Source organism: Cognatundibacterium crateris, assembly GCF_010078235.1.
GTDB classification, from domain to species: Bacteria; Pseudomonadota; Gammaproteobacteria; order Burkholderiales; family Burkholderiaceae_D; genus Undibacterium; species Undibacterium crateris.
In genome coordinates this window covers 1-26990 of sequence record NZ_JAABOS010000003.1, presented here as the reverse complement: position 1 = coordinate 26990, position 26990 = coordinate 1, and the positions used below count along the sequence as shown (strand labels likewise).

General features: G+C 52.0%; 20 protein-coding genes. 10 read left to right on the top strand and 10 right to left on the bottom strand.

The features are described from left to right. The first annotated feature begins 28 nt into the window (after positions 1–28). Positions 29–817 carry an arylamine N-acetyltransferase family protein gene (locus EYB48_RS06270; protein WP_162019469.1) on the top strand — a complete coding sequence of 263 codons (789 nt, stop codon included), beginning with the start codon at positions 29–31 and terminating at the stop codon, positions 815–817. Here EYB48_RS06270 and dbpA read toward each other — a convergent pair. Beyond that, complete coding sequence (gene dbpA / locus EYB48_RS06265; protein WP_162019468.1) at positions 814–2199, bottom strand: ATP-dependent RNA helicase DbpA; 1386 nt, start codon at positions 2197–2199, stop codon at positions 814–816. The genes EYB48_RS06270 and dbpA overlap by 4 nt on opposite strands. A gap of 377 nt (positions 2200–2576) precedes the next feature. Then, positions 2577–4712: a S46 family peptidase gene (locus EYB48_RS06260; protein WP_408058271.1), complete on the bottom strand. Its 2136-nt coding sequence runs from the start codon at positions 4710–4712 to the stop codon at positions 2577–2579. Positions 4713–5133: 421 nt separating this feature from the next. On the opposite strand from EYB48_RS06260, the gene EYB48_RS06255 reads away from it, so the two are divergent. The 3 genes from EYB48_RS06255 (at position 5134) to EYB48_RS06245 (ending at position 6998) form a co-directional block, all read left to right on the top strand. Next, positions 5134–5865, top strand: a complete 732-nt coding sequence (locus EYB48_RS06255) for a hypothetical protein (RefSeq protein ID WP_162019467.1) — start codon at positions 5134–5136, stop codon at positions 5863–5865. A gap of 140 nt (positions 5866–6005) precedes the next feature. Further along, on the top strand, positions 6006–6746 hold the full coding sequence (locus tag EYB48_RS06250) for an AAA family ATPase (protein ID WP_162019466.1): 741 nt from the start codon (positions 6006–6008) through the stop codon (positions 6744–6746). A gap of 87 nt (positions 6747–6833) precedes the next feature. Then, positions 6834–6998, top strand: a complete 165-nt coding sequence (locus EYB48_RS06245) for an addiction module protein (protein ID WP_162019465.1) — start codon at positions 6834–6836, stop codon at positions 6996–6998. Between the two features lie 189 nt (positions 6999–7187). On the opposite strand, the gene EYB48_RS06240 is transcribed toward EYB48_RS06245, so the two are convergent. The 4 genes from EYB48_RS06240 to EYB48_RS06225 all read right to left on the bottom strand — a co-directional run bounded on the left by EYB48_RS06240 (position 7188) and on the right by EYB48_RS06225 (position 14337). After that, entirely contained in the window at positions 7188–8291 is a 1104-nt protein-coding gene (locus EYB48_RS06240; RefSeq protein WP_162019464.1) for a DUF342 domain-containing protein, read from the bottom strand. A gap of 151 nt (positions 8292–8442) precedes the next feature. Next, positions 8443–12195 carry a methionine synthase gene (gene metH, locus EYB48_RS06235; RefSeq protein WP_162019463.1) on the bottom strand — a complete coding sequence of 1251 codons (3753 nt, stop codon included), beginning with the start codon at positions 12193–12195 and terminating at the stop codon, positions 8443–8445. 492 nt (positions 12196–12687) lie between these two features. Further along, entirely contained in the window at positions 12688–13647 is a 960-nt protein-coding gene (locus EYB48_RS06230; RefSeq protein WP_202927700.1) for a TerC family protein, read from the bottom strand. A 3-nt stretch (positions 13648–13650) separates the two neighbouring features. Further along, on the bottom strand, positions 13651–14337 hold the full coding sequence (locus EYB48_RS06225) for a Bax inhibitor-1/YccA family protein (protein WP_162019462.1): 687 nt from the start codon (positions 14335–14337) through the stop codon (positions 13651–13653). A 256-nt stretch (positions 14338–14593) separates the two neighbouring features. Here EYB48_RS06225 and nhaR point away from each other — a divergent pair, with 256 nt between their 5' ends. Beyond that, positions 14594–15487 (top strand): transcriptional activator NhaR, encoded by an 894-nt coding sequence (gene nhaR, locus EYB48_RS06220; RefSeq protein ID WP_162019461.1) that lies wholly within the window; start codon positions 14594–14596, stop codon positions 15485–15487. 80 nt (positions 15488–15567) lie between these two features. Here the strand turns inward: nhaR and EYB48_RS06215 are convergent, their stop codons facing one another. From EYB48_RS06215 to def, 4 genes are all read right to left on the bottom strand, one after another. Continuing rightward, a complete protein-coding gene (locus EYB48_RS06215; RefSeq protein ID WP_162019460.1) occupies positions 15568–16137 on the bottom strand; it encodes a FlgO family outer membrane protein in 570 nt (189 codons plus the stop codon). Then, a complete protein-coding gene (locus EYB48_RS06210) occupies positions 16134–16697 on the bottom strand; it encodes a hypothetical protein (RefSeq protein ID WP_162019459.1) in 564 nt (187 codons plus the stop codon). The genes EYB48_RS06215 and EYB48_RS06210 overlap by 4 nt, the downstream gene beginning before the upstream one ends. Positions 16698–16957: 260 nt before the next feature. Then, on the bottom strand, positions 16958–17914 hold the full coding sequence (fmt, locus tag EYB48_RS06205) for a methionyl-tRNA formyltransferase (protein ID WP_162019458.1): 957 nt from the start codon (positions 17912–17914) through the stop codon (positions 16958–16960). After that, entirely contained in the window at positions 17911–18438 is a 528-nt protein-coding gene (gene def, locus EYB48_RS06200; RefSeq protein WP_162019457.1) for a peptide deformylase, read from the bottom strand. Before def ends, fmt begins: the two co-directional genes overlap by 4 nt. A 154-nt stretch (positions 18439–18592) precedes the next feature. On the opposite strand from def, the gene EYB48_RS06195 reads away from it, so the two are divergent. The 5 genes from EYB48_RS06195 to EYB48_RS06175 all read left to right on the top strand — a co-directional run bounded on the left by EYB48_RS06195 (position 18593) and on the right by EYB48_RS06175 (position 26836). Further along, positions 18593–19708: a LysM peptidoglycan-binding domain-containing protein gene (locus tag EYB48_RS06195; protein ID WP_162019456.1), complete on the top strand. Its 1116-nt coding sequence runs from the start codon at positions 18593–18595 to the stop codon at positions 19706–19708. A 20-nt stretch (positions 19709–19728) separates the two neighbouring features. Next, complete coding sequence (gene dprA / locus EYB48_RS06190; RefSeq protein WP_235934944.1) at positions 19729–20829, top strand: DNA-processing protein DprA; 1101 nt, start codon at positions 19729–19731, stop codon at positions 20827–20829. Positions 20830–20935: 106 nt separating this feature from the next. Next, positions 20936–21400 (top strand): Smg family protein, encoded by a 465-nt coding sequence (locus EYB48_RS06185; RefSeq protein ID WP_162019455.1) that lies wholly within the window; start codon positions 20936–20938, stop codon positions 21398–21400. Positions 21401–21564: 164 nt separating this feature from the next. Beyond that, positions 21565–24144, top strand: a complete 2580-nt coding sequence (locus EYB48_RS06180) for a DNA topoisomerase III (protein WP_162019454.1) — start codon at positions 21565–21567, stop codon at positions 24142–24144. Positions 24145–24319: 175 nt separating this feature from the next. Continuing rightward, positions 24320–26836: a DUF1631 family protein gene (locus EYB48_RS06175; RefSeq protein ID WP_162019453.1), complete on the top strand. Its 2517-nt coding sequence runs from the start codon at positions 24320–24322 to the stop codon at positions 26834–26836. The last annotated feature ends 154 nt before the right edge of the window (positions 26837–26990 follow it).

Genomic DNA, 26990 nt, shown 5'->3' with positions numbered 1-26990 from the left:
GTTAAGTCCATATCACACTGGATTGTATTTGCAACGTCTGCAGCTGGATCAGGCGCCGCCGCCCGATCTGCAGGGTTTGCGCACGCTGCATCTGGCGCATCTGATGCAGATTCCATTTGAAAATCTGGACATCCGTGCCGGTCTGCCCATCAGCCTGGAGCAGGACGCCTTGCTGGAAAAAATTCTGCTGCGCCGGCGCGGTGGCTTTTGCTACGAACTGAATCTGGCGTTTTCCTGGTTATTACAGACTCTGGGTTTTCAGACCCGCTTCTGGTCGGCACGGGTGTGGGATGGCAAAGCCTATGGACCGGAATTTGACCACATGCTGTTGGCCGTGCAGCTGGAGGCGCAATGCTGGATCGCAGATGTCGGATTTGGCGACAGCTTTCGCCAGCCTTTACTGCCTGCTGGCGCGGGGAATCAGGAGCTGGGTGTCACGTATCGCTGCGAGGCTGATGGCGCTGACTGGATACTGCTGCAGCAGAAAGCCGGACATGCCGCCACACCACAGTACCGCTTTCAGACTCAGGCGTTTCAGCTTGACGATTTCCTGCCCATGTTCGCTTATCAGCAGACTTCGCCAAACTCACATTTCACGCAAAAGACCATCTGCTCATTGCCGACTGCAGACGGCCGCATCAGCATCGCTGATCAGAAAATGATCGTGACCCAACATGGCAAACGCAGCGTGCACAGCATAGACAGCGAGGCCGAATACCATGCACTGTTACAGCAGAAGATGGGGATGTCAGCGCAGCAGCTGCCGCCGTTCCGGGCCCGCGTCCATGCCCAGGCTGAGTCTGCATCTTCGCCTTAGTCTATCATGCGCATTTTGAATTGACGGCCCTTGATCTGGCTGCGTGATAAACGCTGCAGCGTGTCGTGGGCGATGGCGCGTTCTATCGCCACATAGGTCACGAATTCAGACACATTGATTTTACCGACCTGGGCTTTTTGCAAACCCAGATCCGCACACAAGGCACCTAACAGATCGCCGGGACGCAGCTTGTCTTTCTTACCGCCCTGGATGCAGATCGTCATCATCGGTGCCTGCAGCAGACTCTCAGTCGCATCGCTGAGACTGTCCAGTTCCAGCCATTGCGCGCTGATACCTGAATATTCTTCGATCAGCCTGACCCATTTTTTTTCACCAGAGGTGGCCAGACTCAGCGCCAGTCCTTGCTCTCCGGCGCGCCCGGTACGTCCTATGCGGTGGATGTGTACTTCGCTGTCTTTGGAAATATCGACATTGATGACGGCGCCCAGATTTTGAATATCCAGTCCGCGTGCCGCCACATCGGTCGCCACCAGCACCGAGCAGCTTTGATTGGCAAAGCGTATCAGCACTTCATCGCGGTCGCGTTGTTCCATGTCGCCATGCAGCGCCAGTGCGCTGATGCCCTGGGCATTCAATTCTTCTGTCAGTTCGCGGCAATGGATTTTGGTATTACAGAATGCGATGCTGGAGCTGGGCTGGTAATGCAGTAACAGGCGTGCGACCGCCTGATTGCGGCCTTCCTGACTGACATGGAAAAAATGCTGTTCGATCTGATTGCTGCTGTGCTGCGCCTCGATCTGTATCTCTTCCGGATCGCGCAGCAATTGCTCGCTGGCGGCACGGATATCATCCGGATAGGTGGCAGAAAACAGCAGGGTTTGACGGCGTGGTGAACAGGCGCCGACGATCTCGTAAATATCATCGTAGAAGCCCATATCCACCATGCGGTCGGCCTCATCCAGGACCAGAGTTTGCACCGCATTCAGTTGCAGGCTGCCGCGGCTGATGTGATCGATCAGGCGGCCCGGTGTGCCGACCACGATGTGAGCACCAAATTCCAAAGAAGCCATTTGCGGCCGCATCGGTGTGCCGCCGCACAAGGTCACGATTTTGACGTTTTCGATACGGCGCGCCAGACGGCGTAATTCATTGGCGACCTGGTCGGCCAGCTCGCGCGTCGGGCAAATCACCAGTCCCTGTACCGCAAAGTAAGTGGGATTCAGCTTCGCCAGCATCCCCAGTCCGAATGCAGCAGTTTTACCGCTGCCGGTTTTGGCTTGCGCAATCAGATCGCGTTGCTGCAGGATGATGGGCAGACTGGCAGCCTGAATCGGCGTCATCTGCTGATAGCCAAGACTGGCCAGATTATCCAGCAGCGCAGGCGCTAAGGGGAGGGAGGAAAAAGAGAGGGTATCAGACATGGTGTGGCTTTACAGAAGTGAGCAGGCAAACCGCCCGCCGGAAGCCGTATTGTAGGCGATGTAGGCCCACTTAGCCTCAGCAAGATTGCTGGCGCTGCTGGCTGAGCAGGCTGGCCAGGTCTGCATGTTGCGCTGATTGTTGAACTGATTGTTCAGCTAAATGATGCAACATACAAAACAAAAGTCCGCATGGAATAAGGCGTGCAGCCGTTTTTCGGGCTGCAGCCCAATAAGGATGCGGACCTTGGTTTTTGACTGCAGCTTTTCAGTGTAGTCTGTACAAAAAAAACGTGGTCCCTGTGTGAACAGGAACCACGCTCTTTCAAGTTACTTCAAGTCTTCTGAAGTCTTCTGAAGTTTTCTGAAGACCGAACGACTTATTTTGCCGGATAGCGGATACGCATTTCCTTGAGCAGATTGTCGGCATGATCGACTTCCTGCATGACCCACAGCATGTAGCGGATATCCACATGGATGGCGCGGGTGATGGCGCTGTCGAAGTACCAGTCCTTGGTGATCGATTCATACGTGGAATCGAAATTCAGACCGATCAGCTCGCCGTTTTTATTCAGCACCGCAGAACCGGAATTGCCACCGGTGGTATCCGCACTGGACAGGAAATTCACCGGTACCGTACCCAGCACCGGGTCTTTATACACACCGTAGCGCTTGTCTTTAATCGCTGCCAGCAAATTGTCCGGTGCGATGAAAGGCGTTTTGCCTGTGTGTTTTTCGGCGATCCCTTCCACGGTCGTGAACGGGCCCTTAGTCACGCCATCGCGCGGGCTGTATGGTGCCACGGTGCCGTAAGTCACACGCAACGTGGAGTTCGCATCCGGATACACCGGCTTGCCCTGGGATTGCTTCCAGGCGATCACAGCCTGCATATACTTTGGAATCACACGCTCCAGATTGCCATCGACTTCCTGACGACGATCTTCGAGTTGCATACCGATGTCATGCAATTTGACGGCCAGATGGATAAAGGCATCCTGGGAAGCGCGGAATTCTGCCGCATCTTTTTTCAGCCAGGCCAGGCGTTTTGCGGTATCACCCAGTTCCGTCATAGGATAAAACGCAGACACCGATTCCGGCAAAGGCAGCAACACATCCAGACCCTGCGGATGGGTTTTGGCAGCCAGTTTGTTATAGCGTTGTAAGCCAGCCGTGAAGCGGGCCTGATCCACGTTCGGCAGATAGGATTGCTCCAGACGGCTCAGACGCGCTGTGATGAAAGGCAGGTCACGCTGCTGGAAGCCAGCTTTGCGTTCCGCGTCCGGTTTTTGGTTTTCCAGTGCCAGACGGTACAGCGTGCGTGCGCTTTTCAGCAAATCGCTGTTAGTGGCCACGCTATAGGCAAACTCTTCTTCGGTCAGTGCCATATCGCTGGCGATCACCGCATCCAGATCTTTGAGGAAGTCTTTATCGGCATAATGCTGCGCCACCCAGCTGCGGAATTCTGCATCCTGCGCATCCTTGATGGCAGCGATATCTTTACGTGCAAAACCAGCCAGCAAACCCTCGGTTTTTTTCAAGCGATTTTGTATGCCCTTGACCACGCTCGCATAGCGCACTTTGCCTTCAGCATTGCCTGCGGTGGCCGCCTCGATCACGGAAATATCGGAACGCGATTCAAATGCGCGGGCCGGATAGCTGACATCGCGCGCATAACGGATTTCTTCCGGCAGCTTGTAACGGCTGGTGAGGCCAGGATAGCCCGCCAGCAGAATAGGATCGCCATTTTTCAGACCCTGAGCCGAGACCGTCAGAAAATCTTTAGACTGATATGGCACATTGTCGGGCGATGGATCAGCCGGGCGGCCATCCTTGCCTACATAGGCGCGCAGGAAGGCATAGTCGCCGGTGTGACGTGGCCATTCAAAGTTATCCACCTCACCACCGTAATTGCCTATCTTGTCCGAAGGTGCATACACCAGACGCACATCACGTATCATCATCTGACGGATACGGTAGTACTCCAGCCCACGGTGAAAACTAGGGATAGAGCAGCGGTAGGCCTGGTTTTTTCCATCTGCCTGTTCACATTCCGCGATCAGGTTTTTGATGCGGTTTTCCACATGCTCATGTCTTTGCTTGCCGCTCATGGCAGGCGTGATGCCGCGCATGATTTGTTCCGTCACATTCTCCACCTTGTCGGTGATATACATGCGCGAATCCGGACCGGCCGGTAATTCCTGAGCCGGTGATTTCGCCAGGAAGCCATTGGCGATATAGTTTTTTTCTGCGCTGGAATTGCGCTGTACCGCGCCATACGCGCAGTGATGATTGGTCACCACCAGACCGGTTGGCGACACAAACGACGCCGAGCAACCACCCAGCGAAACGATCGCCGTCATCGGATGTTTGGACAAATCCGCCAGTTTTTCAGCCGGAATGGCGATACCGATACGCTTCAGTTCTGCCTTCAATTGCGGCAACTGATGCGGCTGCCATTGTCCTTCATCCGCCAGTACCAGCGGGCTGCTGGCCAAAGTCAGTCCGGCCAGTGCCAGACTCCATGCATACGATTGTTTCAACTTTTTCTCCGTCAGTGGTCAACAGCCCGGCCCCATCCTGAGGCCAGCCGATTGCGGTGGGGCAGCGCGACAGACGCCAATGCAGCACGCTGTACTCTGCTCTTAATTATGCAGGACGGCAACAACACCACACACTTGCCCATCCTGAGATCATGTCAGAACCCGGTTTCCAGACCCGCCGCCGCAGGAAAAGTTCCGGTAAAGGATGAAATTTGACAGATATCCTTACGTGCGTAAAGAAAAAAAGAAAAGTTATTTACATTTTGACTTGGTTTTGTGTGGCGTTTGCTACCGCGTAATAGAGTTGATTTTTCTGCTCTAATGAAATTTGAGATTAATTGTTGTATAACAATTTAAAATTCTTTGGTTTTTTCATAAATTTTGTGAGTATTTAAACATGTGTGATCTCGTATTTTCATTTCAAGAATTTCTGAAAATAGTTCCCGGGCTGGTAATTTTCCCTCTTACTTTTTATCTCACGTGGAAAAAATTTGGTACGAATGTTTCATGTTCTGTTGAACATAAATCGAATCGTATTAGTGCCAATCAGTTTACAAACATTGTTTTGGCTAATCATAAAGACAGACCCGTTACGATATTCGAAATTAGTGCTGTTTTAAATAATGATATTGCTTTAATTATCCAAAAATGTGACCCACCTCTTGTTCTCAAACCGTTAGAAACAATTTCAGTTCCAGCTGACCCTTATTCATCACTGTACGTAAATGGCAGCTTATGGGAGCCAGATCCACTTTTTCTTCTTAATGGCAAGTTAGATGTTTATTTGGTGACATCTGGCGACATTATTAAATGCAAAAAATTTCCAATTCCAAAAGTAAAATTTATTGAGAAATTTAGTCATCTTAAATTAGCCAGTAAAACAACAATGACATTTAACGGTGTCGTCTATAGCAATGAAAAAATAATTTATGCAATTGTGTATAAAGCGAACAATGAGAACAAAACAGCATTCATTGATTCATCTGGATTGATCTGTGGTGATTGGGATTATTCAATTAATGTTGTCGAACCAGAATTTATGACTTCAACAGATGGAGTAAGAGCATTTTTAAGACAAAGTGAAGCTGATGTTTGTTATCCAATATCTACGGTAGTTCGTTTAAAGTAGGCCCAAAAAACAGATTACTTAAAATAAAAGCATACGGTTGGCTTTATGTAAGTCAACCCAAATTTCTCGCGATCCACAATTAGATCTATTGCACCCCCAACAACCCAGATGCGCGCCGCGCATCATTTGCTGAGGCTGATATGGCCAGACGCCAACAACCCTATCTGAGACAGGCAGGCTTACGACCCGATGTCGATCCGGACTTTGCCAGCTATCCGTATTGCATACCCGCAGTACGCGAGCTTGCGAATATCCGCTTTCATCCGAATGTGAGTTTCTTTGTCGGTGAGAATGGCAGCGGTAAGTCCACTGTGCTGGATGCGATTGCGCTGGCGCTGGGATTCGGTCCTGAGGGCGGTACCCGCAATGTGCAGTTCCGCACCGCAGAGTCGGTCTCTTCGCTGCACGAAAAGTTGCGGCTGGCGCGTGGTGTGCCGGTGCCGCGCGATGGTTACTTTCTGCGGGCTGAAAGTTTTTTCAATGTGGCGACCTATATGGATGAACTCAGCTATCTGGGCGAATATGGCGGCAAGTCTTTGCATACCCAGTCGCACGGCGAAGCGTTTATGGCGGTACTACTTAATAAACTGAAGGGTAATGGGATTTATCTGCTGGACGAACCGGAAGCTGCTTTATCGCCTAACCGCCAGCTCGCGGCGCTGAGTGCGATACACCAGCTGGTCGAGGATCAGTCGCAATTCATCATCGCCACCCATTCGCCAATCCTGCTGTCGTATCCACATGCCACAATTTTCCAGTTCGACCGCAGTGGCATCAGCGAAGTCGCTTACGAAGACACTGAGCACTATGCGGTGACGCGGGATTTTCTGAATCACTACCCGAGACGGTTACAGCAGTTGCTACAGGATGAGGATGTATAGGGAATGCCCGCTGTGCCGTGCCAATGGTGCAGAGCAGGATGTGACGTAGAATGAATGTTCTCTTTTGTCGTTTGAAAGGTGGCGCATATGTCTGACGACCTCTCAGAATCAGAACAAAAAGCTTCCCTTTTATCCGCTGAAGATATCTGGCGTCAGGAGGCCGAAGCCAGATTGTTGCAAATTGAACGTGGCGAAGCGCAACTGGTGTCTGCTGCCGATGTGTTCGATCGTTTGCAGCGGCGCGTCAATTGATCTCCGTTCAATTTCATACTGAAGCTGAAGCAGAACTTGCGGAGGCTGTTGTGTTTTACGAAGCCCAGCGTATCCTCATGTGTCGTGGTCTTGGCGGTAGCCCATAAGCGTCGTCGCCCCGGCTATTGGAAGCAGCGCTGACCTTCAAACAGCGCACAGGCAGGCAAAGCTGCGCTGTGCGCTACAGGCTTACTCCGCCAGCATCTCGCGTTTCACGCGGCGGCTGATTTCCCAGTCCAGTTCTTTATTGCGCTTTTTTTCCAGCGCGTCGATATGACGCAGTTTTTTGCCTTCGACAAATTCACCCGACAAAATCAGGCGTGGCTTGGTCGCCGCAGAAATCATGCCCTGTGTGGCCCAGGCAGAACGTGGCAGCACGGAGCCTGCGAAGATGCCATAGTCTTTACCGCAGCTGATGCCTTTTTCACCGACCACCGATTCACCGGCCTTGATGTATTTTGCGGCATACAAAGTGGCTGCCGTCGCGATCCAGCGGCCCGCATGGATTTCACCGAACAAGGCGCTGATTTCACCTTTGGCGCGTATGCTGCCCCAGGCGGTGATGTCGCCCTGGCTGCCGATTGCGCCCGCTTCGATATTGCCCTGGCTGATGATTTCACCGGCGAACAGGCTGCCTTCGACCTCGATATGGGTTTCGCTGAATACTTCACCCTGGCAGTTGCAATCGCCTGCCACATGGATGCTGGCTGCGGCCAGATGGCCACCGACGAACTGTACTTCTGAGGCTTCCAGATCTTCATCCAGTTGCAGGTTGCCGTGGCAATCCAGATCGGCGCAGGACAGATAGCCCAGGCATTGAATATCGCCAAAGCCGCCGAACACATCGTGATGTGCCTGGCGTGCAGCAATCGCCGGATGGACCAGCAGATCAATGAAGCTCTGGCCTTCAGCCAGTTTGCGCTGATCCAGCTCTAATACACGCGCCATCCATTCGGCGCTGCAGCCGGTTTTGATGAGGAATTCCACATCGATATGTCCGCCTACGTCCAGCGTATGGCCGACGTATAAGGACTGTACCTGCACGTCGCCGGTCACGGTCAGTTTGCCGAGGCAAAAAACTTCTTCTGCGATCAGGTCGCCATCGATCAGCAAGTCACCGCCGACGATCAGCTGGGTGGTGATGGTGACATCGCCCAGGATATGCACATCACCGGTGCTGGCAAATTGTTTGCGCTTCAGGCTTTTTGCCTGTACCGGTTCCGGCGCAGTTAACACTGGCGCTGCAGGCTTGGCAGTTTTTCTGGTGCGGGAGGTGGCAGCGATTTTCGTCATGACGGACCTTAAGAGAAGTGAGGCGGGTGAAAGAGTCAGCGGCGGATAACAGAGCAAGCCAGCGCATAGCCGGCATTATCCCAGACCCTCAGGACTTAAGCAAAACCGGGCTGGCGCTGTTCTGCCTGCCCGCTTGATCCCAGTCCGGAAATTACAGATTCGGTGCCAGCCAGCGTTCTACATCAAGCTTGGCAACGCCACGGCGGGCGGCCATGTCGCTGACCTGGTCATCACCGATTTTGCCGACGCTGAAGTATTTGGAATCAGGGTGCGCGAAGTAGAAACCGGACACGGCAGCGCCAGGGATCATGGCCCAGGATTCGGTCACATACATCTCGATATCCTGACACTGCATTTGCGCAAACATCTCGGTTTTCACGGTGTGTTCCGGGCAGGCCGGATAGCCGGGAGCAGGGCGGATGCCGCGATAATTTTCGCGTATCAGCTCTTCATTGCTCAGTTGCTCGTTGGCCGCATATCCCCACAAATCGGTACGCACGCGCTCATGCAGGTACTCGGCAAAGGCTTCAGCCAGACGGTCAGCCAGCGATTTCAGCATGATGCTGCTGTAGTCGTCATGCGCATCTTCAAAGCGTTTTTCGTGTTTTTCTATACCCAGACCGGCAGTCACGGCGAACATCCCTATGTAGTCTGCGACACCGCTGGCTTTAGGCGCAATGAAGTCGGCCAGACATTGATTTGGGCGCTGGATTTTTTGTCCATCGGGGCCATCGACCACCGGTTTTTCAGTTTGCTGGCGCACGCCGTAATAGGTGAACGCAACTTCGCTGCGGCTGTCATCGGTATAGATTTCTATATCGTCTTCATTCACGCTGTTAGCTGGCAGCAGAGAGACGATGCCATTGGCAGTGAGCCAGCGGCCTTCGATGATTTTTTTCAGCATAGCCTGACCTTCGGCATACACCTTGGTCGCGGCATCGCCGACGATTTCATCGCTCAGGATGGCTGGGAAAGGTCCGGCCAGATCCCAGGTCTGGAAGAACGGGCCCCAGTCTATGTAGTTAGCGATGGTGGCCAGATCGACATTTTTAAACACACGGCGGCCGATGAATTTCGGTTTCACCGGTGCTTCTGCGCCACTGAACGAAACCCGCATCTTATTGGCGCGCGCCTGTTCCAGCGTCAGCATAGGCGTGGCTTTTTTATTCGCATGCTGAATCCGGATACGTTCGTAATCGTTGCCAAGTTCAGCGATGTATTGCTCGCGGCTTTCCGGTGTCAGCAGCGACTGCGCGACTGATACGGAGCGCGAGGCATCCGGTACATAGACCACCGGACCTTCATAATTCGGCGCTATCTTGACGGCGGTATGGGCGCGGCTGGTGGTGGCGCCGCCGATCAGCAGCGGGATCTTCATCATGCGGAAATGCGGATCGCGTTGCATCTCTTTGGCGACATAGGCCATTTCTTCCAGCGATGGCGTGATCAGACCGGACAAGCCGATGATGTCGGCATTTTCCGCTTTGGCTTTGGCCAGGATTTCTGAGCAGGGCACCATCACGCCCATGTTCACCACTTCAAAGTTATTACATTGCAGGACCACGGTCACGATGTTTTTGCCGATGTCATGCACGTCGCCTTTGACGGTGGCAATCACGATTTTTCCCTTCGGTTTGTGATCGCCGCTGCGTTTCTTTTCTTCTTCGATAAAGGGTACCAGATGCGCCACGGCCTGCTTCATCACACGCGCCGATTTGACCACCTGCGGCAAGAACATTTTGCCTTGTCCGAACAGATCACCGACGATGTTCATACCATCCATCAGCGGTCCTTCGATGACCTGGATAGGGCGTTCAAATTGCTGGCGTGCCTGTTCGGTGTCTTCCACTATCCATTGTGTGATGCCGTGCACCAGCGCATGGGCCAGACGTTTTTCAACCGGGTCATTGCGCCATTCCAGCGTCGCTTCTTCTTTTTTACCGCCAGCTTTGAGGGTGGCGGCAAATTCGATCATGCGCTCAGTCGCATCATCGCGCCGGTTCAGCACGACGTCCTCGACCCGTTCGCGCAGTTCAGGATCGAGCTCGCTATACACCCCTATCATGCCCGCATTCACGATGCCCATAGTCATGCCAGCCTGAATCGCGTGATACAGGAACACGGTATGGATGGCTTCGCGTGCCGGATCATTGCCACGGAAAGAGAAGCTCACATTCGATACGCCGCCGCTGATTTTTGCGCCCGGCAGATTTTGATGTATCCAGCGCGTCGCTTCAATAAAGTCTACCGCGTAGTTATTGTGTTCTTCGATACCGGTCGCGACCGCAAAGATATTCGGATCAAAAATAATATCCTGAGGATCGAACTGAATCTGATCGACCAGCAGACGGTAAGCGCGTTCGCAGATTTCCGTCTTACGCGCATAGGTATCGGCCTGACCGGTTTCGTCGAATGCCATCACGATCACGGCTGCACCATAGCGTTTGCACAGGGTGGCCTGACGCAGGAATTCGGCTTCGCCTTCTTTCATGGAGATCGAGTTCACGATCGCCTTACCCTGTACGCATTTCAGACCCGCTTCGATCACCGACCATTTGGAGGAATCGATCATGATAGGGACGCGCGCAATATCAGGTTCCGAGGCGATTAGATTCAGGAAGCGTGTCATCGCTGCCAGCGAGTCGAGCATCGCTTCATCCATATTGATGTCGATGATTTGCGCACCGTTTTCTACCTGCTGACGCGCAACCGCCAGCGCTTCATCGTATTGCTCGTTCAGGATCAGACGCGCAAAGGCTTTGGAGCCGGTGACGTTAGTACGCTCACCGACATTGACGAACAGGCTGTCCTGATCGATGGTGAAAGGCTCCAGCCCGGACAGGCGCATGGCTGCTGCGATTTGTGGCAACTGGCGTGGCGCCTGGGTTTGCAACAGATCGGCGATGGCCTTGATATGCGCTGGCGTGGTGCCGCAGCAGCCACCGGCGATGTTGATGAAGCCGGCTTCGGCGAATTCTTTGAGCAGGGCCGAGGTATCCGCCGGCAGTTCGTCAAAGCCGGTGTCGCTCATGGGGTTAGGCAAACCCGCATTCGGATAAATACAGACAAAGGTGTCGGCGATTTTGGATAATTCTTCAGCATACGGACGCATCAGCGTGGCACCGAGCGCACAGTTCAGACCGATGGTGAGCGGTTTGGCATGGCGTACTGAATTCCAGAAAGCGGGTACCGTTTGTCCCGACAGGATACGGCCGGAGGCATCGGTGACGGTACCGGAAATCATGATAGGCAGCCGCTGGCCGCTTTCTTCGAAATACTGATCGATGGCGAACAGCGCGGCTTTACAGTTGAGCGTATCGAAGATGGTTTCGACCAGCAGCACATCAGCGCCGCCTTCAATCAGGCCACGCACCTGCTCGTGGTAAGCCGTGACCAGTTGGTCAAAGGTGACATTACGCGCCGCCGGATCATTCACATCGGGTGAGATGGAGGCGGTCTTAGGGGTTGGCCCCAGTGCGCCCGCGACAAAGCGTGGCTTGTCCGGGGTCGAGTATTTATCGCAGGCTGCGCGTGCAATTCTGGCCGATGCCACGTTCATCTCATACGCCAGATGGGCCATATGGTAGTCGTCCTGCGCGACCGTGGTCGCACCGAAGGTATTGGTCTCGATCAGATCCGCACCGGCCGCCAGGTATTGTTCATGGATTTCAGCGATCACATCGGGACGGGTCAGCGACAGCAATTCATTATTCCCTTTGACGAATAATTCGCGCACGCCTTCGGGACCGGTGAAGTGTTGAAAACGCTCGCCACGGTAATCGGCTTCGGTCAGTTTGTAACGCTGGATCATGGTGCCCATCGCGCCATCCAGGATCAGGATGCGTTGTTGCAGCAGGGTGCGCAAGCGGGTTTCGGTAGCAGAGACAGGCACAGTTGTAGTCATGATGTTTACTCGTTCAACAAGGAGGCGGGAGCTGCGCGGCGTTTGATCGCCAGTGTCAGTCATCCAGACTGCGGCGCTCTGCGTCCTGATAATAAAAAACCCGATCGGCTGATGCATGCATGCGGATCGGGTCGGGTCCTTTTAGCAGCATTTATTATGCGCCCGCAATCTGAATCTCAAATCGGCGCTGAGGAGAAATTATACGTCAAATCAAGGGCTTGGACCCGTCAGGCCCGGTGTTTGCAGGATTTTGTTTATACATTTTGGGCAGATGCTTATGATCTTTATGCGAAAAACCACAGACTGTTTGCAAGCAGTTCACACAATTCCGCTGCTGCGGGCGCGATCATCTGCGCTGTCAGGGAGCAGAACTTCAGCGAAAAAAAAGGCATATCCTCAACAGAGAGATATGCCAAAAGGGAATCTACATGGAATCTAAAGCGAATCAGGCGCCACGCCCGCCAATGTGCGGCGAGCGTGGATGGGCAGAACTTAGTTGTGTTTTTTATGACGTGTCACAAACAGGCTGGCGATGATAGACCCGCCCAGGATGGTACCGATAACCATTAAAGAGATACCGGTCGGTACATGCATCCATTCGACGATGAGCATCTTGATACCGACGAACATCAGCACAAAAGCCAGACCGAATTTCAACAGATGGAAGCGATCCGCCATATCTGCCAGCAGGAAGTACAAAGCACGCAGTCCCATGATGGCAAAGATATTCGAGGTGAATACGATGAAGGGATCGGTCGTCACTGCAAAAATCGCCGGAATCGAATCTACCGCAAAAATTACATCTGAAATTTCTATCAGTATCAGTACCAGCAGCAAGGGTGTGAAAACGCGTTTACCGTTTTCTTTGATGCTGAATTTTTCACCATGAAATTCTTTGGTAAAAGGCAGTATTTTCTTTGCCAGACGCAGTACCGGATTGGCTTCGATATCCGGTTCCTGTTCAACGCTGACCAGCATACGGAAACCGGTAATCAGCAGGAATACACCAAACAGATACAGTACCCAGGAAAACTGTGTTACGACCCAGCTGCCCGCCAACACCATGATGATGCGCATGATGATCGCGCCCAGCACGCCGTACAGCAAGACTTTACGCTGATATTGCGGTGGCACATTGAAATGCGCGAAGATCATCAGGAACACGAAGACATTGTCGACCGACAGAGATTTTTCTATCACATAGCCGGTCAAAAATTCCATCGCCTTGACGGTCGCCAGCTCACGGCCCACGGTTTCGCTCAGATATATCCACAGACCGAAATCGAAGGCCAGTGCCAGTGCCACCCAGACGATGGACCAGCCCGCCGCTTCCCGGACGCTGACTTTATGTGCCTTGGAGCCGCCCAGCGCGAACACGTCGACGGCTAACATAGCTAACACAAAAACGATAAATACTGCCCACATCCAGGGCTGTGCGACGGAATGTATCATGGCTTACTCTTTTTCCATAAATCCCAGCAACTGCAACAGGCTGGTGAATAAGTTGAAAATAGTGATGTACAGGCTGACGGTTGCCATGATGTAGTTAGTTTCACCACCACGGATGATATTGCTGGTTTCAAACAGGATCATGCCCGACATCAGCAGCACCATCACACCGGAAATTGCCAGAGACAAAGCTGGAATCTGGAAGAAAATCGCACCCAGACTCGCGACCAGTGCCACGATCATGCCCGCCATCAGGAAACCGCCCATGAAGCTGAAATCACGCTTGCTGACCAGTACGTAGGCGGACAGACCCATGAAAATCAGGCCGGTCAGACCCATGGCTGTCATCACGATGGAAGAGCCGCCTGGCATCTTCAGATACACACTCAGGATAGGTCCCAGGGTGTAACCCAGGAAACCAGTCAGCGCAAATACGGCAGCGATGCCCCAGCCACTGTTACGTAATTTAGTCACCGCAAACAGCAGGCCGAAATAGGCGACCAGGGTGATGATGATACCCGGCCCCGGTACTGCAAACGCCACACTGAGCCCAGCGGTCAGCGCGGAAAACAGCAGCGTCATCGACAGCAGCATATAGGTATTGCGTAATACCTTATGGCTGTCACTCGCGGTGGTATCGGTATAGTCGACAGATTGCACATCACGTGCAGTCGAACGGCTCAAGATTTTCATGCTTTTCTCCTGAAATGTTGAAGTCTCTCAAATATATTCCCAAGAACAGGACTTCCCCTTCCCAACAGAAGGTAGCTACAGTCTAGTTGCAAGCAATTTGAAAGAAAAGTCGAATATACTTGATAAATACTTCGTAAAATTCGATGTTTAGCGCCTGTTTCATCAATCAGCACTGCGAATCATTTGATTTTTCTGATCTTTCTGATTTTTTTTGCCCGATGTTGCCCCATATTTGCCGGTCTTCCGTTGCCCGTTTATGCCAGCTTTAAATTACAAACATTTGCACTACTTTTGGATGGTGGCGAAATCCGGCAGCATCGCGCGCGCCAGTGAGCAACTGCACCTGACACCGCAAACGATCAGCGGCCAGCTCGCGCTGTTTGAAGAAATGCAGGGTGAAGCCTTATTCCGCAAGCAGGGCCGCAATCTGGAGCTGACCGAGGCGGGGCGTCTGGTATTCAGCTATGCGGAAGATATTTTCGCGCTGGGCCGTGAATTGGAAGAAGTGCTGCATCACAGACCGACTGCGCGTACCGTGCAGCTGCGGGTCGGGGTGTCCGATGCGGTGCCCAAGACAGTGGCCTACCAATTGCTGGAACCAGCCATGAGTCTGCCGCAGACCCTGCGCATTAACTGCCGCGAGGGCAAGCTGGAATTGCTGTTGGCGGAACTGGCGATGCATAAGCTGGATGTGGTGTTGTCAGATAGCCCTATGCCAGTCACCGCCAATGTTCGCGGTTATAGTCATTTGCTGGCGGAATCCGGCATCAGTTTTTTTGCTACGTCTGCCTTACGCGCCAGCCTGCCGGACAGCTTTCCGGCTTTACTGGATGGTGCGCCATTTCTGTTACCCGGCGAAGATGCGGCCTTACGCGGGCGTTTGTTGCAATGGCTGGACCAGCAACAACTGCACCCTAAGGTGACAGGGGAATTTGATGACAGTGCGCTCATGAGTGCATTTGGTCAGGCTGGCGCCGGGGTGTTTGCTGCGCCAACGGTGATCATGGACAGGGTGATGCGTCAGTATGATGTGGAATTGATAGGACAAACGCCTGAGATTCAGGAACAGTTTTACGCAATATCTATCCAGCGTAAGATCACCCATCCCGCGGTACTCGCCATCAGCGAGGCGGCCCGTTCAGCGGTGTAGCCCTGATCGCCTGATCTTCGCTGCAGCATAAAAAAAGCCCACCATCATGGCGGGCTTTCATCCTTGTGCAGCGCGTCGTATCAGCGGCGGCCTAACAGGGATTTGACGGTGCGATCCATAGGAACCGCATAGTCGTAGGTGCTCAGCACGATATTGTCGCCCGGACGTATCAGTTTCAGATTCACAAACACCAGTTTTTCGCTTTCCGCATAGGTACCGACGATGACCGCCTGAGCGCTGTGGTTGCTTGCGACTTCTTTGATCTCGCGGGTCAGCAGCAATTCACCGACGTTTTGTTTGATGAATACTTTATCGCGGAACTTCATTTCTACCATCTGGTAGCCGGAACGTGAAAACTGGCCGGATACCTGTTCAGCTACGATACGGCCGAATGGGGATGATTCTTCCAGTGCATTGATATTGGCCAGTGTCGCCACGATCAGCGGACGCGATTTATCCAGCGCCGGACCAGCTGCTGCGATCAGCGCTGCTGCCGCTTTCTGGTTGGTTGGGATAAATTCATTGGTTTCCGCTTCTTTCCAGGACAGCGCTGTGGAAGAGCTGGCGGACTGGTTGCCCAGCAGGTTCATGTTGGAGCATGCGCTCAGCATTACGCCACAACCGACAACAAGTGCGATTTTTTTCATCATAATTGGCCCCCGATAACTTTAAATTTGAAATCCGTATCTTTGTTGTATAAAGACGCATCGTATTCATTGACTGGATATGCATCAGTGCGGCGCGCGACAAATTGTGAGTTCTTCACCAGCGAAGTCGTAATAATCACTTCATAGTTAGCGTGAACTTCGTTTCCAGAACCTAAAGTCAGACCGAAAATGCGTCGGTTGGCTTGTTTTTCCGGGACAAAACGCACTAACTGTGTGTCGATATCAATAATTTGAGCCGTGCCATCATTAAATTTACGCACAGTCACGCCCTGATTGACCAGCGATGTTACAACTTGTTCATAAAAAGTTTGGCCGAACTTGCTGGAATTGGCTGGTGGCGTGACATAGACCGGCGCGCCAATTTTATCCGTGTTCAGCTTGATCTTATCTGCTACGTCTTTGGCGACCAGTAACCAGTTAGATGCATTGGCTTGAATATCCGTATTTCTGGTGGCACCGGCTTCAGCATAGCTGCTGAATTTAGAACTTGCGCAACCCGCCAGCAGCATACCTGCAATGGCAACGGGAAGAAGTTTCTTCATTTCCTTACCTTTATTCCTGAGAGAACTGAAATCATTAATGCGCGTCCACACAGGGTGCAAACGCTAAATTCGTCTTGAAGAATACAACAAGTAGTATCCTCGGCGAAATATTTTGCGGTCCACTAAGAAATAAACAAATTTTTTAAAGGGAACAAAGCGTGAAGCGGGACTTTTCTGCTTGCTTTTGTCGTTTTTTTGCTGCATCTGCAATAAACGGGGCGGTTGCTGCATGGCTGCTGCACCGCCTTTGACGCCAGGGATCAGGCAAAGACTGCATCAGTCGGGAATTGAAATCCCTGCAAAAATTCCTGGGCAGGTAAGCGTTTGCCGCCAGGTTTTTGCAATTCGGTCAGTTGCAATGCGTCCTTGCCACAAGCGACAACGATACCTTGCTGAGGATGGGCACTCAGTATGCTGCCCGGTGCCAGATTACCCCGAAGCGGAAGTACCCTGGCAGCCCAGATTTTGATGGTCTGACCCGCGCATTGCGCATGGGTACCAGGGAAGGGCGTAAAAGCGCGGATTTTACGTGCCAGTTCTGTGGCTGGCAGTGCAAAGTTCAGCGCTGCTTCTTCCTTGCTGATTTTAGCCGCATAGTTGACGCCTTCTTCAGGCTGAACCGTAGCAGTCAGACCATCTTGTTGTAAGGCACGTAAGGCATCGACGATCATTTGCGCACCCAGCCCGGCGAGTTTGTCATGCAGGCTGCCAGTGGTGTCGCTGTCCAGTATTGGCATACTTTGTTTCAGCAGCATAGGACCGGTGTCCAGCCCAGCTTCCATCTGCATGATTGTGATGCCGGTCTCTGCATCGCCAGCTTCTATAGCACGATGTATCGGCGCTGCACCGCGCCAGCGCGGTAACAGAGAACCATGAATATTCAGGCAGCCTAAGCGAGGAATGCTGAGTACCGACACAGGTAAAATCAGTCCGTAGGCCGCAACCACCATCACATCGTGCGGGGTAGTGCGCAGCAATTCATGTGCGCTTTGCGCCACATCCGGATATTTTCCATCCAGTTTCAGCGAGACTGGCTGGGCCACTGGCAAATTGTGACTGAGCGCAAACTGTTTGACGGCAGAGGCCTGCAATTGCATGCCCCGTCCAGCCGGACGATCGGGTTGAGTCAGTACCAGCGGGATCTCAAAACCTGCTGCGTGTATGGCCGCCAGCGCGCTTGCGGCAAACTCCGGGGTGCCTGCAAAAATGACTTTCATCGACGACCAGCCTGATTCCGTTGTTTTTCGCGCTCTTCTTTTTGTAACTTTGTTTTAATACGGTTACGTTTTAGCGGGGATAAATATTCAACAAAAACCTTGCCTTTTAAGTGGTCCATTTCGTGTTGAATACAGACTGCGAGCAAGTCTTTGCAATGAATTTCAAACGGTTTCCCCTCGCCATCAAGCGCTTTAACCTTGACTTCCGCCGGGCGCTCGACGCCATCATAGATGCCAGGAACGGACAGACAACCTTCGTCGTAAACCCGTTTTTCTTCGCTGGCCCAGGTGATTTCAGGGTTAATAAACACCTGTAACTGGTCATTTGACTCTGAAACATCGATAACGACGACTTGTTCATGCACATCGACCTGCGATGCTGCAAGGCCAACACCTGGTGCGTCGTACATAGTCTCAGCCATGTCCGCGATGAATTGTTTCAGCTTGTCATCGAATACGGTGACAGGTTTCGCCACAGTGTGCAGACGTGGATCGGGATAACACAATATATTTAGTATAGACATAAGATTTTTCGCAACAAGCCGGAAACAGGTTTACGCGGTTTTTCTTGCTAGTTCAAGGATTTATGGGCAGAATTTGATTCAATTTGGCAAGTTTTGCAAGCTAGTGCCTACTCGCCAGTTTGCGGATTGCAGCATTTTGCATCGGATAATGTTCATGAAAAAGTTTAGCACAATCGCCGCCTTCCTCGTTGCGGGCATTCCTCTCGTCTCCGCAGTTGCTCATGCGGCTCCGGCTGATGCGACGATTGCACAGGCTCAGGCCGTCGCTGCCAAGAGTAAATGTAGCTTTCTGCCGGATGCGCCCGACAAACATGTGGTCGTCAACGGCGATACGCTGTGGGGTATTTCTTCGCGTTTCTTGCAGAATCCGTGGTGCTGGCCACAGGTTTGGGGCATGAACAAAGAGGATATCCGCAACCCGCACTGGATCTATCCGGGACAGATAGTCTATTTTGATCGCGTCAACCAGCGTTTGCGTCTGGCGAATGCTTCCGGTGATGGAACGGTGGGCGGCCTGGCGACGATCAAATTATCGCCGCGTGCACGTGTGCAGGGACTGGGTGCGAATGCGATTCGCTCTATACCGGCTTCGGCGATTGAGCCATTTTTATCGCAACCTATGGTGGTTGACATCAACACGCTGGAACGCACGCCGCGTATCGTGGCGGCCCCGGAAAGCCGAGTCAATCTGGGCCAGAATGAAAAAGCCTATGTGCGTGGTGATTTGGATGGCGGCACCTCATTCCAGGTGTTTCGTCCCGGCACTCCTCTGAAAGACCCGGAAAACGGCAATATTATTGGTTACGAAGCGGCCTTCGTTGGTACGGTCAAGCTGGACCGCGAGGGGGATGAAAATGGTGATGTGCATACCTTTATGGTCGTTAATTCGAAAGAGGAAATGTCGGTCGGTGACCGCTTGTTGCCGATTCCACCGACGCCTATTCTGAGTTATGTGCCACATCCACCCTATGATGAAATTAAGGCCAGGATAGTCAGTGTTTATGGCGGCGTATCGGTCGCCGGTCAAAATCAGATTGTGACGATTAACCGTGGCCGCGAACATGGCTTAGATCTGGGAACCGTTTTATCATTGCAGCGTTATGGTGCGACTGTGAAAGACCGTACCGATGCTAACCGCCTCATCAAACTGCCGAATGAGCAATATGGTCATGTGTTTATTTTCCGCGTGTTCGATACGATTTCTTATGGCCTGGTCATGCAAGTCACAGACTTTGTGAAAGTAGGAGATATCGCGCAGTCTCCGCAGTAAGCATCAATGGAGGAGCTTTGTTGCCAGACTGGTTTTACTGGTTACGTTTGCAGCATACCAAGGGCGTCGGGCTGGAAACAGCGCGACGCTTACTGGCAGCATTTGGCTTACCCTCACAAATTTTTAATGCCAGCACAACACAGCTGACTGCTATCGTCTCTCCCAGGCTTGCAGATGCATTACTGGCACCGGCCTCAGCTTCCTTGCTACGTCTGGCCGAGCAAACTGAAACCTGGCTGCAGCAAACTTCCCATCACCTGATTACACTCGCGGATGCCGCTTATCCGGCGGCTTTACTCGAAATTCCTGATCCTCCGCTGCTGCTGTATGTGAAAGGCCGTATCGAACTGTTATCCGCACGCAGCCTGGGTGTCGTGGGCAGTCGCAACGCCAGCGTGCAGGGAGTGCGCAATGCCGGCTGGTTTGCTGAGCATCTTTCGCAGGCAGGAATTTGTATCAGTTCCGGCATGGCGGCCGGCATCGATGCAGCAGCGCACGAGGCGGCCTTAGCACATCGCGGGTCCACCATTGCGGTAGTCGGTACCGGTGTCGACATTGTTTATCCTGCCCGCCATATGAATTTAGAAAAATCCATAGCAGATAAAGGATGCGTCATTAGTGAATACTCACTTGGAACGCCTGCCATCGCCGGGAATTTTCCACGCCGTAACCGACTCATCTCTGGTTTATCGGCCGGGGTACTGGTGGTGGAGGCCGCCGCCCAATCGGGTTCACTGATCACGGCCAGGCTGGCAGCAGAGCAGGGGCGGGAAGTCTTTGCGATACCTGGCTCGATACATTCTCCGCTGGCCAAGGGCTGCCATCAATTGATTAAACAGGGGGCGAAACTGGTGGAGTCCGCGCAAGACATTCTGGAAGAGCTGGCCTGGTTTGATGCGGTTGCAGGCTCAGGTGCTCAAGCGCCGCTGAATCCGGACTCGTGTGATTCGGAACCTGCCAGCGCGCTATTGCAGCAGCTTGCCTATGACCCGGTACCGCTGGACGAGCTGGGGGTAAGAACAGGGATGGATTTAGCCAGCTTACAGGCGCAGTTACTGGAGCTGGAATTATCCGGTATGGTTGAGACTTTACCAGGTGGGCTGGTACGACGTTTGTGTTGATTTTTTGGAAGCAAGCTGCCGCTGTGCGCCGGGTAGCGCTGACTTGATACGTATAATCTGCGCACAGGGACTTGTGCCCAAGCAAAGCAACAGATACAGTAGACGCATGTTTGATATTCTTGTATACCTCTACGAAACGTATTATCGGCCCGAAGCTTGCCCCGATACGGTGGCGCTGGTCAAAAAACTCTCTGCGGTTGGTTTCCCTGAAGATGAAATTTCTGAGGCGATAGACTGGCTGACCGGACTCGCCACCACCTCCGATAAAGCACAGATGCCGGTACAGACCTCAACCGGATTCCGTATCTATGCGCAATCGGAGATGCGGGTGTTGGGTCCTCAGGCGATAGGATTTATACAGTTTCTGGAATCTGCAGGCTTATTAAGTTTCCATCAGCGTGAGATTGTGATTGAGCGTGCGCTGGCAGTGAATGAATCCCCCCTGCCTTTGGAAAAGCTGCGCATTATCGTGCTGATGATGCTGTGGAGTCAGGGCGCAGAGCCCGACATGTTAATGTTTGACGAGTTATTGTTGTCAGATGACGACAATGAACCCCGGCTTTTACATTAATCCTTTCTTTTACGAAAGATTTCCCGCAAAAATCTGGTCTGCATTGCGGTTTCTTGCCAGCTCCGATTATTATTGCGCGCTAATTTAGGTTAGTCTTACGCTTATTTTGCAATAAATGTTGCAAATTCGACATTTGCAGTACCAAACCATCCGAGAATTCCGAAATGACAAAAACGCTCATCATTGCCGAAAAACCTTCTGTCGCCGCTGACATAGCGAAAGCTTTGGGGGGATTTACCAAGCATGATGACTTTTTTGAATCTGATGATTATGTCTTGTCTTCAGCAGTCGGTCATTTGCTGGAAATTACGGTCCCGGAAGAATATGACGTCAAACGCGGTAAATGGAGCTTCACCCATTTGCCGATGATTCCCCCGCATTTCGCGCTGAACCCGATTGCAAAAACCGAGTCGCGCCTGAAAGTGCTGACTAAGCTGATCAAGCGTAAAGATGTCAGCCAACTCATCAACGCCTGTGACGCGGGCCGCGAAGGTGAGTTAATTTTTCGTCTGATCGCCCAGCATGCCAAGGCCAAACAGCCAGTGCAGCGCTTGTGGCTGCAATCGATGACGCCAACCGCGATACGCGATGGCTTTCACAAGTTACGCAGTGATGCCGACATGTTGCCGCTGGCGGATGCGGCGCGCTGCCGTTCCGAGTCTGACTGGCTGATTGGTATCAATGGTACCCGTGCGATGACGGCCTTTAATTCAAAAGAAGGCGGCTTTTATCTGACTACGGTCGGCCGCGTGCAGACGCCAACGCTGTCCATCGTGGTGGAACGCGAAGAAAAGATTAAGAAATTCGTCTCCCGTGATTTTTGGGAAGTACGTGCGGAATTTGTCTGTGCCGCCGGTATTTACGAAGGCCGCTGGCTCGATCCGAATTTCAAAAAAGACGAGCACGATACGGAAAAGAAAGCCGAGCGTTTGTGGAGTAAAGCGGCAGCAGAGTCTATCGTCGCCGCTTGCCGTAGTCGCCAGGGTAATGTCAGTGAAGAATCTAAACCGGCAACCCAGATGGCGCCGGCTTTGTTTGATCTGACCAGCTTGCAACGTGAAGCGAATGCCAAATTCGGCTTCTCCGCAAAAAACACGCTGGGGCTGGCGCAGGCCTTGTATGAAAAGCATAAGGTATTAACTTATCCGCGTACCGATTCCCGTCATTTGCCGGAAGACTATCTGCCGACCATCAGGCAGACACTGGAAAATATTTCAGAAAATCATAATTATCAGCAATTTGCGGCACAGATTTTGAAAAATAGCTGGGTCAAGCCGAATAAGCGGATTTTTGATAACAGCAAGATCAGTGATCACTTTGCGATTATCCCGACTGGCCAGGCACCGAAAAATCTGTCTGAGCCTGAACAGAAATTGTATGACTTAGTCACACGCCGCTTTATGGCGGTCTTCTTCCCGGCGGCAGAATTCCAGGTCACGACTCGTATTACTGAGGTATCCGGCCATCAGTTCAAAACTGAAGGCAAGGTCATGACCCAGGCTGGCTGGCTGGCAATTTACGGCAAAGAAGCGCTGGAAGAAAAAGACGGTGATGGCAAAGGTACGCTGGTGCCGGTTGCTAAAGGTGAGAAAGTCATTACCGAAGAAGTCCAGGCGCACGGCCTGTTCACCAAGCCGCCAGCCCGTTATTCAGAAGCGACTTTACTGTCCGCAATGGAAGGTGCGGGTAAGCTGGTAGATGATGGTGAGTTACGTGAGGCCATGGCAGGTAAGGGTCTGGGTACACCAGCCACGCGTGCCGCCATTATTGAAGGTTTACTCACTGAAAAATACTTGCTGCGTGAAGGACGCGAACTGATGCCGACGGCCAAGGCATTTCAGTTGATGACCTTGCTGCGTGGCTTAGGTGTGGATGAGCTGACGTCGCCAGAGCTGACCGGTGAATGGGAATACAAGCTGTCGCAAATGGAAAAAGGCAAAATCAGCCGTGATGAATTCATGCGCGAAATTGCCCAGATGACGCAGATCATCGTCAAGCGTGCCAAAGAATATGACAACGACACCATACCTGGTGATTATGCGACTTTGCAGACACCTTGCCCACATTGTGGTGGCGTGGTCAAAGAGAATTACCGTCGCTTTGCCTGTACCCAATGTAGTTTCTCTATGAGTAAAGTACCGGGCAGCCGTCAGTTTGAGGTTGCGGAAGTGGAAGAGCTGCTGGCTAAGCGGGAGATCGGACCTTTGCAAGGCTTCCGCTCAAAAATGGGCAGACCGTTTGCTGCGATTTTGAAAATTGTCGCTGATACCGAGCACAATAATCTGAAGCTGGAATTCGACTTTGGTCAAAGTCAGGACGACGACGAAGATGCCGAAGGCGTTGATTTTTCCCAGCAGACAGCTTTGGGACCTTGCCCTAAATGCGCTAGTGGTGTGTATGAAATGGGTCTGGCGTACGTTTGTGAAAAAACCGTGGCCAAGCCTAAGGCCTGCGATTTCCGCAGTGGCCGGATTATTTTGCAACAGGAAATTTTGCCGGAACAAATGGTGAAATTGCTGGTGGATGGAAAAACCGATTTATTACCTGGCTTCATTTCCCAACGTACGCGTCGGCCATTCAAGGCGTTTTTGGTGCGCGCTAAAGATGGCAAGATAGGTTTTGAATTTGAAGAGCGCAAAGCTAAAGCACCTGCAAAAACAGCCAAGGCGAAAGCAGCGACGGCTGAGACCGACGCGCCAGCCACAGTCAAGAAACCAGCCGTACGTAAAAAGAAAGCGGCCTGATTCGCTTTCATCTCTGTCGTCCGCAAGCGGTCAGCTTGCGGACGACTGTCGTTCCAGCCTGGCCCGGCCGCGCGGCTAAAGCAGTTCAGAACATACAGTTATCTCAGCAAAATTTGCTAATTCCTAAGCATGTTCGGTATATTGTTCTCAATAACAATTTTGCATTGGGAAATGTATGGTGCCGCGCGAAGTATTGGGTGCGTCTCGACAGGTTCTTGAACAGTCTTTTCAGACTGCCATAGAAAATCTGGTTCCACACGCGATAGAGGCTTTGTTTGCTAAGGCCAGCTCCAGCTCGTCAGCAGTCGAGCAGGCAACCGTTTTTCAAACGCGCTATTACTTGCAGGAAAAACGGCAAGCTATCCTTGAAAAAATGCAGTTCTTTCTGCGTATGTTGCTTGATCGGGGTCTGGAAACCAGTTACGCCCATTTCCGCCCAACCAGTAATATCCTTACGCAGCAGGCGGACTCCTTGTCTTTGCTGGATTCTCTGAGTTTCGAAGAAACGCTGCGTTTCAACAGCATCACCACATTGTTACGCAATCAGGCGGACCAGCAGTTGAATGAACTGAATCTGCGTATTTCCACATTGTTTGGTCAGGAAGACATACGCGAACGTGAAAATCCATTCCGTCCCTATATCTTTGCACGTTGTATAGAGCAAGCTATCGAGAGCATGCGCTTTGAGCCCGACATTGCAAATCTGATGGTGATACAGCTCAGTGAAGCATTGGGACGTAGTATTGCCGACATTTATCAACAGGTGAATGCAGATCTGGCACGACAGGGTGTGGAGGCAAAGCTGGTGCTGAAGGTGAATAAAACGCCTGATGTCTCGAACACAGTAGGCGGCAGATTCGGACATTCGGCATTTGCAAATACGGCGTCACATTATGGTCGGGCGGCGGTGGTTGCGGCAGCGTCAGGTTTTCCCTCGATGACGATGTCATCCATTCCCAGCCTCAAGGACTTTATCAGCTTACAGCGTGGGCGAGCTGCCTGTGCTGAACTAAATAATGAGGGACAGTTGAACGACAGCGAGTTTAGCTGGAAGTCTGACAAGTTCGCACTGGGTGATGTATTACGAAGAATTTTCGGTAAAGATGATGGACGCTTCCCCGAGGGGTCTGGTTATACCCAGTTTCTGAGCCCGACTGGAAGTACCAAAACTCAGGATTTAAGTTTTCCTTCTGCACTCCTTCCTTTACTTAAAGAATTACAGTCTGAAACGGCGACATCCGGCATGTTGGCGTCGGAACGTTTTGCCAGCCAGTCGGTGTTGCTGAAGCTTCTGGGTAAGATGCATAAGCAATGGATAACGGATACGACTGACTTACGCAATGCACGCGGAGATCTGCGTAATTTGCTTGTCGAGCAACGTCAGAATTTGCTTGCGCTAACAGACAAACCTGAGCAGCGAATGATGATAGATGTGATCAGCATGCTGTTTGAGAGTATGTTCGCCGACACGCTGATTACACCTGAGCTCAAGCAGAGCTTTGCCAGACTGCAATTTTTGTTCTTGCAATTAGCCTTGATGGATAGCAGTTTTGTGCTCGCTCCACGGCATCCCGCCAGATTGCTACTGAGCCGCATCGCAAGCGTGATGCTGGCAGTCACTGCCCATCGTGCCACTGAGCGTGAATTCGAAGCAGAAATTGCGAAAATCTTTAAGACGCTGGCGCGACATGACTGTGAAGTGCCGGGTTTATTCGAAAGAATTCATTCACGGTTTGAAATTTATGTAGAGAAAGAACTACGCGTCCAGGATAAAGCGATCCGGCGTGCTGTTAAGTCGGTAGAAGAAGCCCAGCTGCGTTATCAGGAGCAGAGCCGGCTTTCTTTGCTGATTGCCCGGCCATTGGCGGATATTCCGCTTGCGCAGCAATTCAAAAATTTTCTGGAACTGGAGTGGGCAAGAGCAATTTTGCTGGCGGCACGGCAGAGTGAAGCCCAAATGCAGCGCTTTTGTGCCTTTGTTCCGGATGTCATCTGGAGTATCCAGCCCAAGCCTGGGGATGAGGACAGGCAACTGCTGGCTGATAAGCTGCCAGAACTGAAAAGTTGCCTGCAGCAGGGACTGGAATTGCTTAACTGGAATAATTTTAAGCAAAATGCATTATATGGCTGGCTGAACGATGCACATCAAAAAGCCCTGAACACGGCGACGGCAGGCGGGGCGGTACTTAGCCAGGTGGAGTTGCAGAACCGGTTTGCGCTATTACTCAGACATATACCGCTGTTATGTAGTGAAGGAGACCTGAGCGGAGAATATGCAGCGATCCGTCCTTTTCTGAGTGCTGTGACCGAAGAAATTGATTTGACTATCCGTTATGTGGAATCAGAAGTGCACAATGCCGACGCCTCATCAATTCCTGCCGCCTCGAGGCCAGGCAAATCATTCAATCCCAAGCCAATACTGGAAAAACTGGTTTCCGGTACACCGCTGGAAATACAGTATGGGGGAAATGCCAGACGTGCCTGCCTGCACTGGATCGACCCTCAGGCTTGCGCTTTGGTGCTCAGTGTTTCAGGCGTGAGCGAACCTGTCATCGCAGAGCAGAAGTATCTGCTGCAACAAGTTAGCCGCAGTCAGGCAAGACTGATTGAACCTGGTCCCGCGTTTGAGCGGGTCATTACGATGATGATACGGACTGCAGATCACCTTGAGTCGCATGGACAGAGTAGTTAATCCCTACCGAAATCTTTCTTATATATAGCAACTATAGCGGCGTATCTCAAACCTGCGATTTCAACAAAGACGAGACACTCAACACCTGCTTTTAAGGGATTTCAGCATAATTCATCGAAGGGTGTTGACACAAAGCGGGCTAAGCTTCATAATC

What these genes read in the sequence shown, in the direction of transcription:
- EYB48_RS06230 (WP_202927700.1), bottom strand. Translation starts at nt 13,647, where the DNA reads ATGATACATTCCGTCGCACAGCCCTGGATGTGGGCAGTATTTATCGTT.
- EYB48_RS06245 (WP_162019465.1), top strand. Translation starts at nt 6,834, where the DNA reads ATGTCTGACGACCTCTCAGAATCAGAACAAAAAGCTTCCCTTTTATCC.
- EYB48_RS06255 (WP_162019467.1), top strand. Translation starts at nt 5,134, where the DNA reads ATGTGTGATCTCGTATTTTCATTTCAAGAATTTCTGAAAATAGTTCCC.
- EYB48_RS06225 (WP_162019462.1), bottom strand. Translation starts at nt 14,337, where the DNA reads ATGAAAATCTTGAGCCGTTCGACTGCACGTGATGTGCAATCTGTCGAC.
- EYB48_RS06195 (WP_162019456.1), top strand. Translation starts at nt 18,593, where the DNA reads ATGAAAAAGTTTAGCACAATCGCCGCCTTCCTCGTTGCGGGCATTCCT.
- EYB48_RS06210 (WP_162019459.1), bottom strand. Translation starts at nt 16,697, where the DNA reads ATGAAGAAACTTCTTCCCGTTGCCATTGCAGGTATGCTGCTGGCGGGT.
- EYB48_RS06180 (WP_162019454.1), top strand. Translation starts at nt 21,565, where the DNA reads ATGACAAAAACGCTCATCATTGCCGAAAAACCTTCTGTCGCCGCTGAC.
- dbpA (WP_162019468.1), bottom strand. Translation starts at nt 2,199, where the DNA reads ATGTCTGATACCCTCTCTTTTTCCTCCCTCCCCTTAGCGCCTGCGCTG.
- EYB48_RS06185 (WP_162019455.1), top strand. Translation starts at nt 20,936, where the DNA reads ATGTTTGATATTCTTGTATACCTCTACGAAACGTATTATCGGCCCGAA.
- EYB48_RS06175 (WP_162019453.1), top strand. Translation starts at nt 24,320, where the DNA reads ATGGTGCCGCGCGAAGTATTGGGTGCGTCTCGACAGGTTCTTGAACAG.
- EYB48_RS06215 (WP_162019460.1), bottom strand. Translation starts at nt 16,137, where the DNA reads ATGATGAAAAAAATCGCACTTGTTGTCGGTTGTGGCGTAATGCTGAGC.
- fmt (WP_162019458.1), bottom strand. Translation starts at nt 17,914, where the DNA reads ATGAAAGTCATTTTTGCAGGCACCCCGGAGTTTGCCGCAAGCGCGCTG.
- EYB48_RS06250 (WP_162019466.1), top strand. Translation starts at nt 6,006, where the DNA reads ATGGCCAGACGCCAACAACCCTATCTGAGACAGGCAGGCTTACGACCC.
- EYB48_RS06240 (WP_162019464.1), bottom strand. Translation starts at nt 8,291, where the DNA reads ATGACGAAAATCGCTGCCACCTCCCGCACCAGAAAAACTGCCAAGCCT.
- def (WP_162019457.1), bottom strand. Translation starts at nt 18,438, where the DNA reads ATGTCTATACTAAATATATTGTGTTATCCCGATCCACGTCTGCACACT.
- nhaR (WP_162019461.1), top strand. Translation starts at nt 14,594, where the DNA reads ATGCCAGCTTTAAATTACAAACATTTGCACTACTTTTGGATGGTGGCG.
- metH (WP_162019463.1), bottom strand. Translation starts at nt 12,195, where the DNA reads ATGACTACAACTGTGCCTGTCTCTGCTACCGAAACCCGCTTGCGCACC.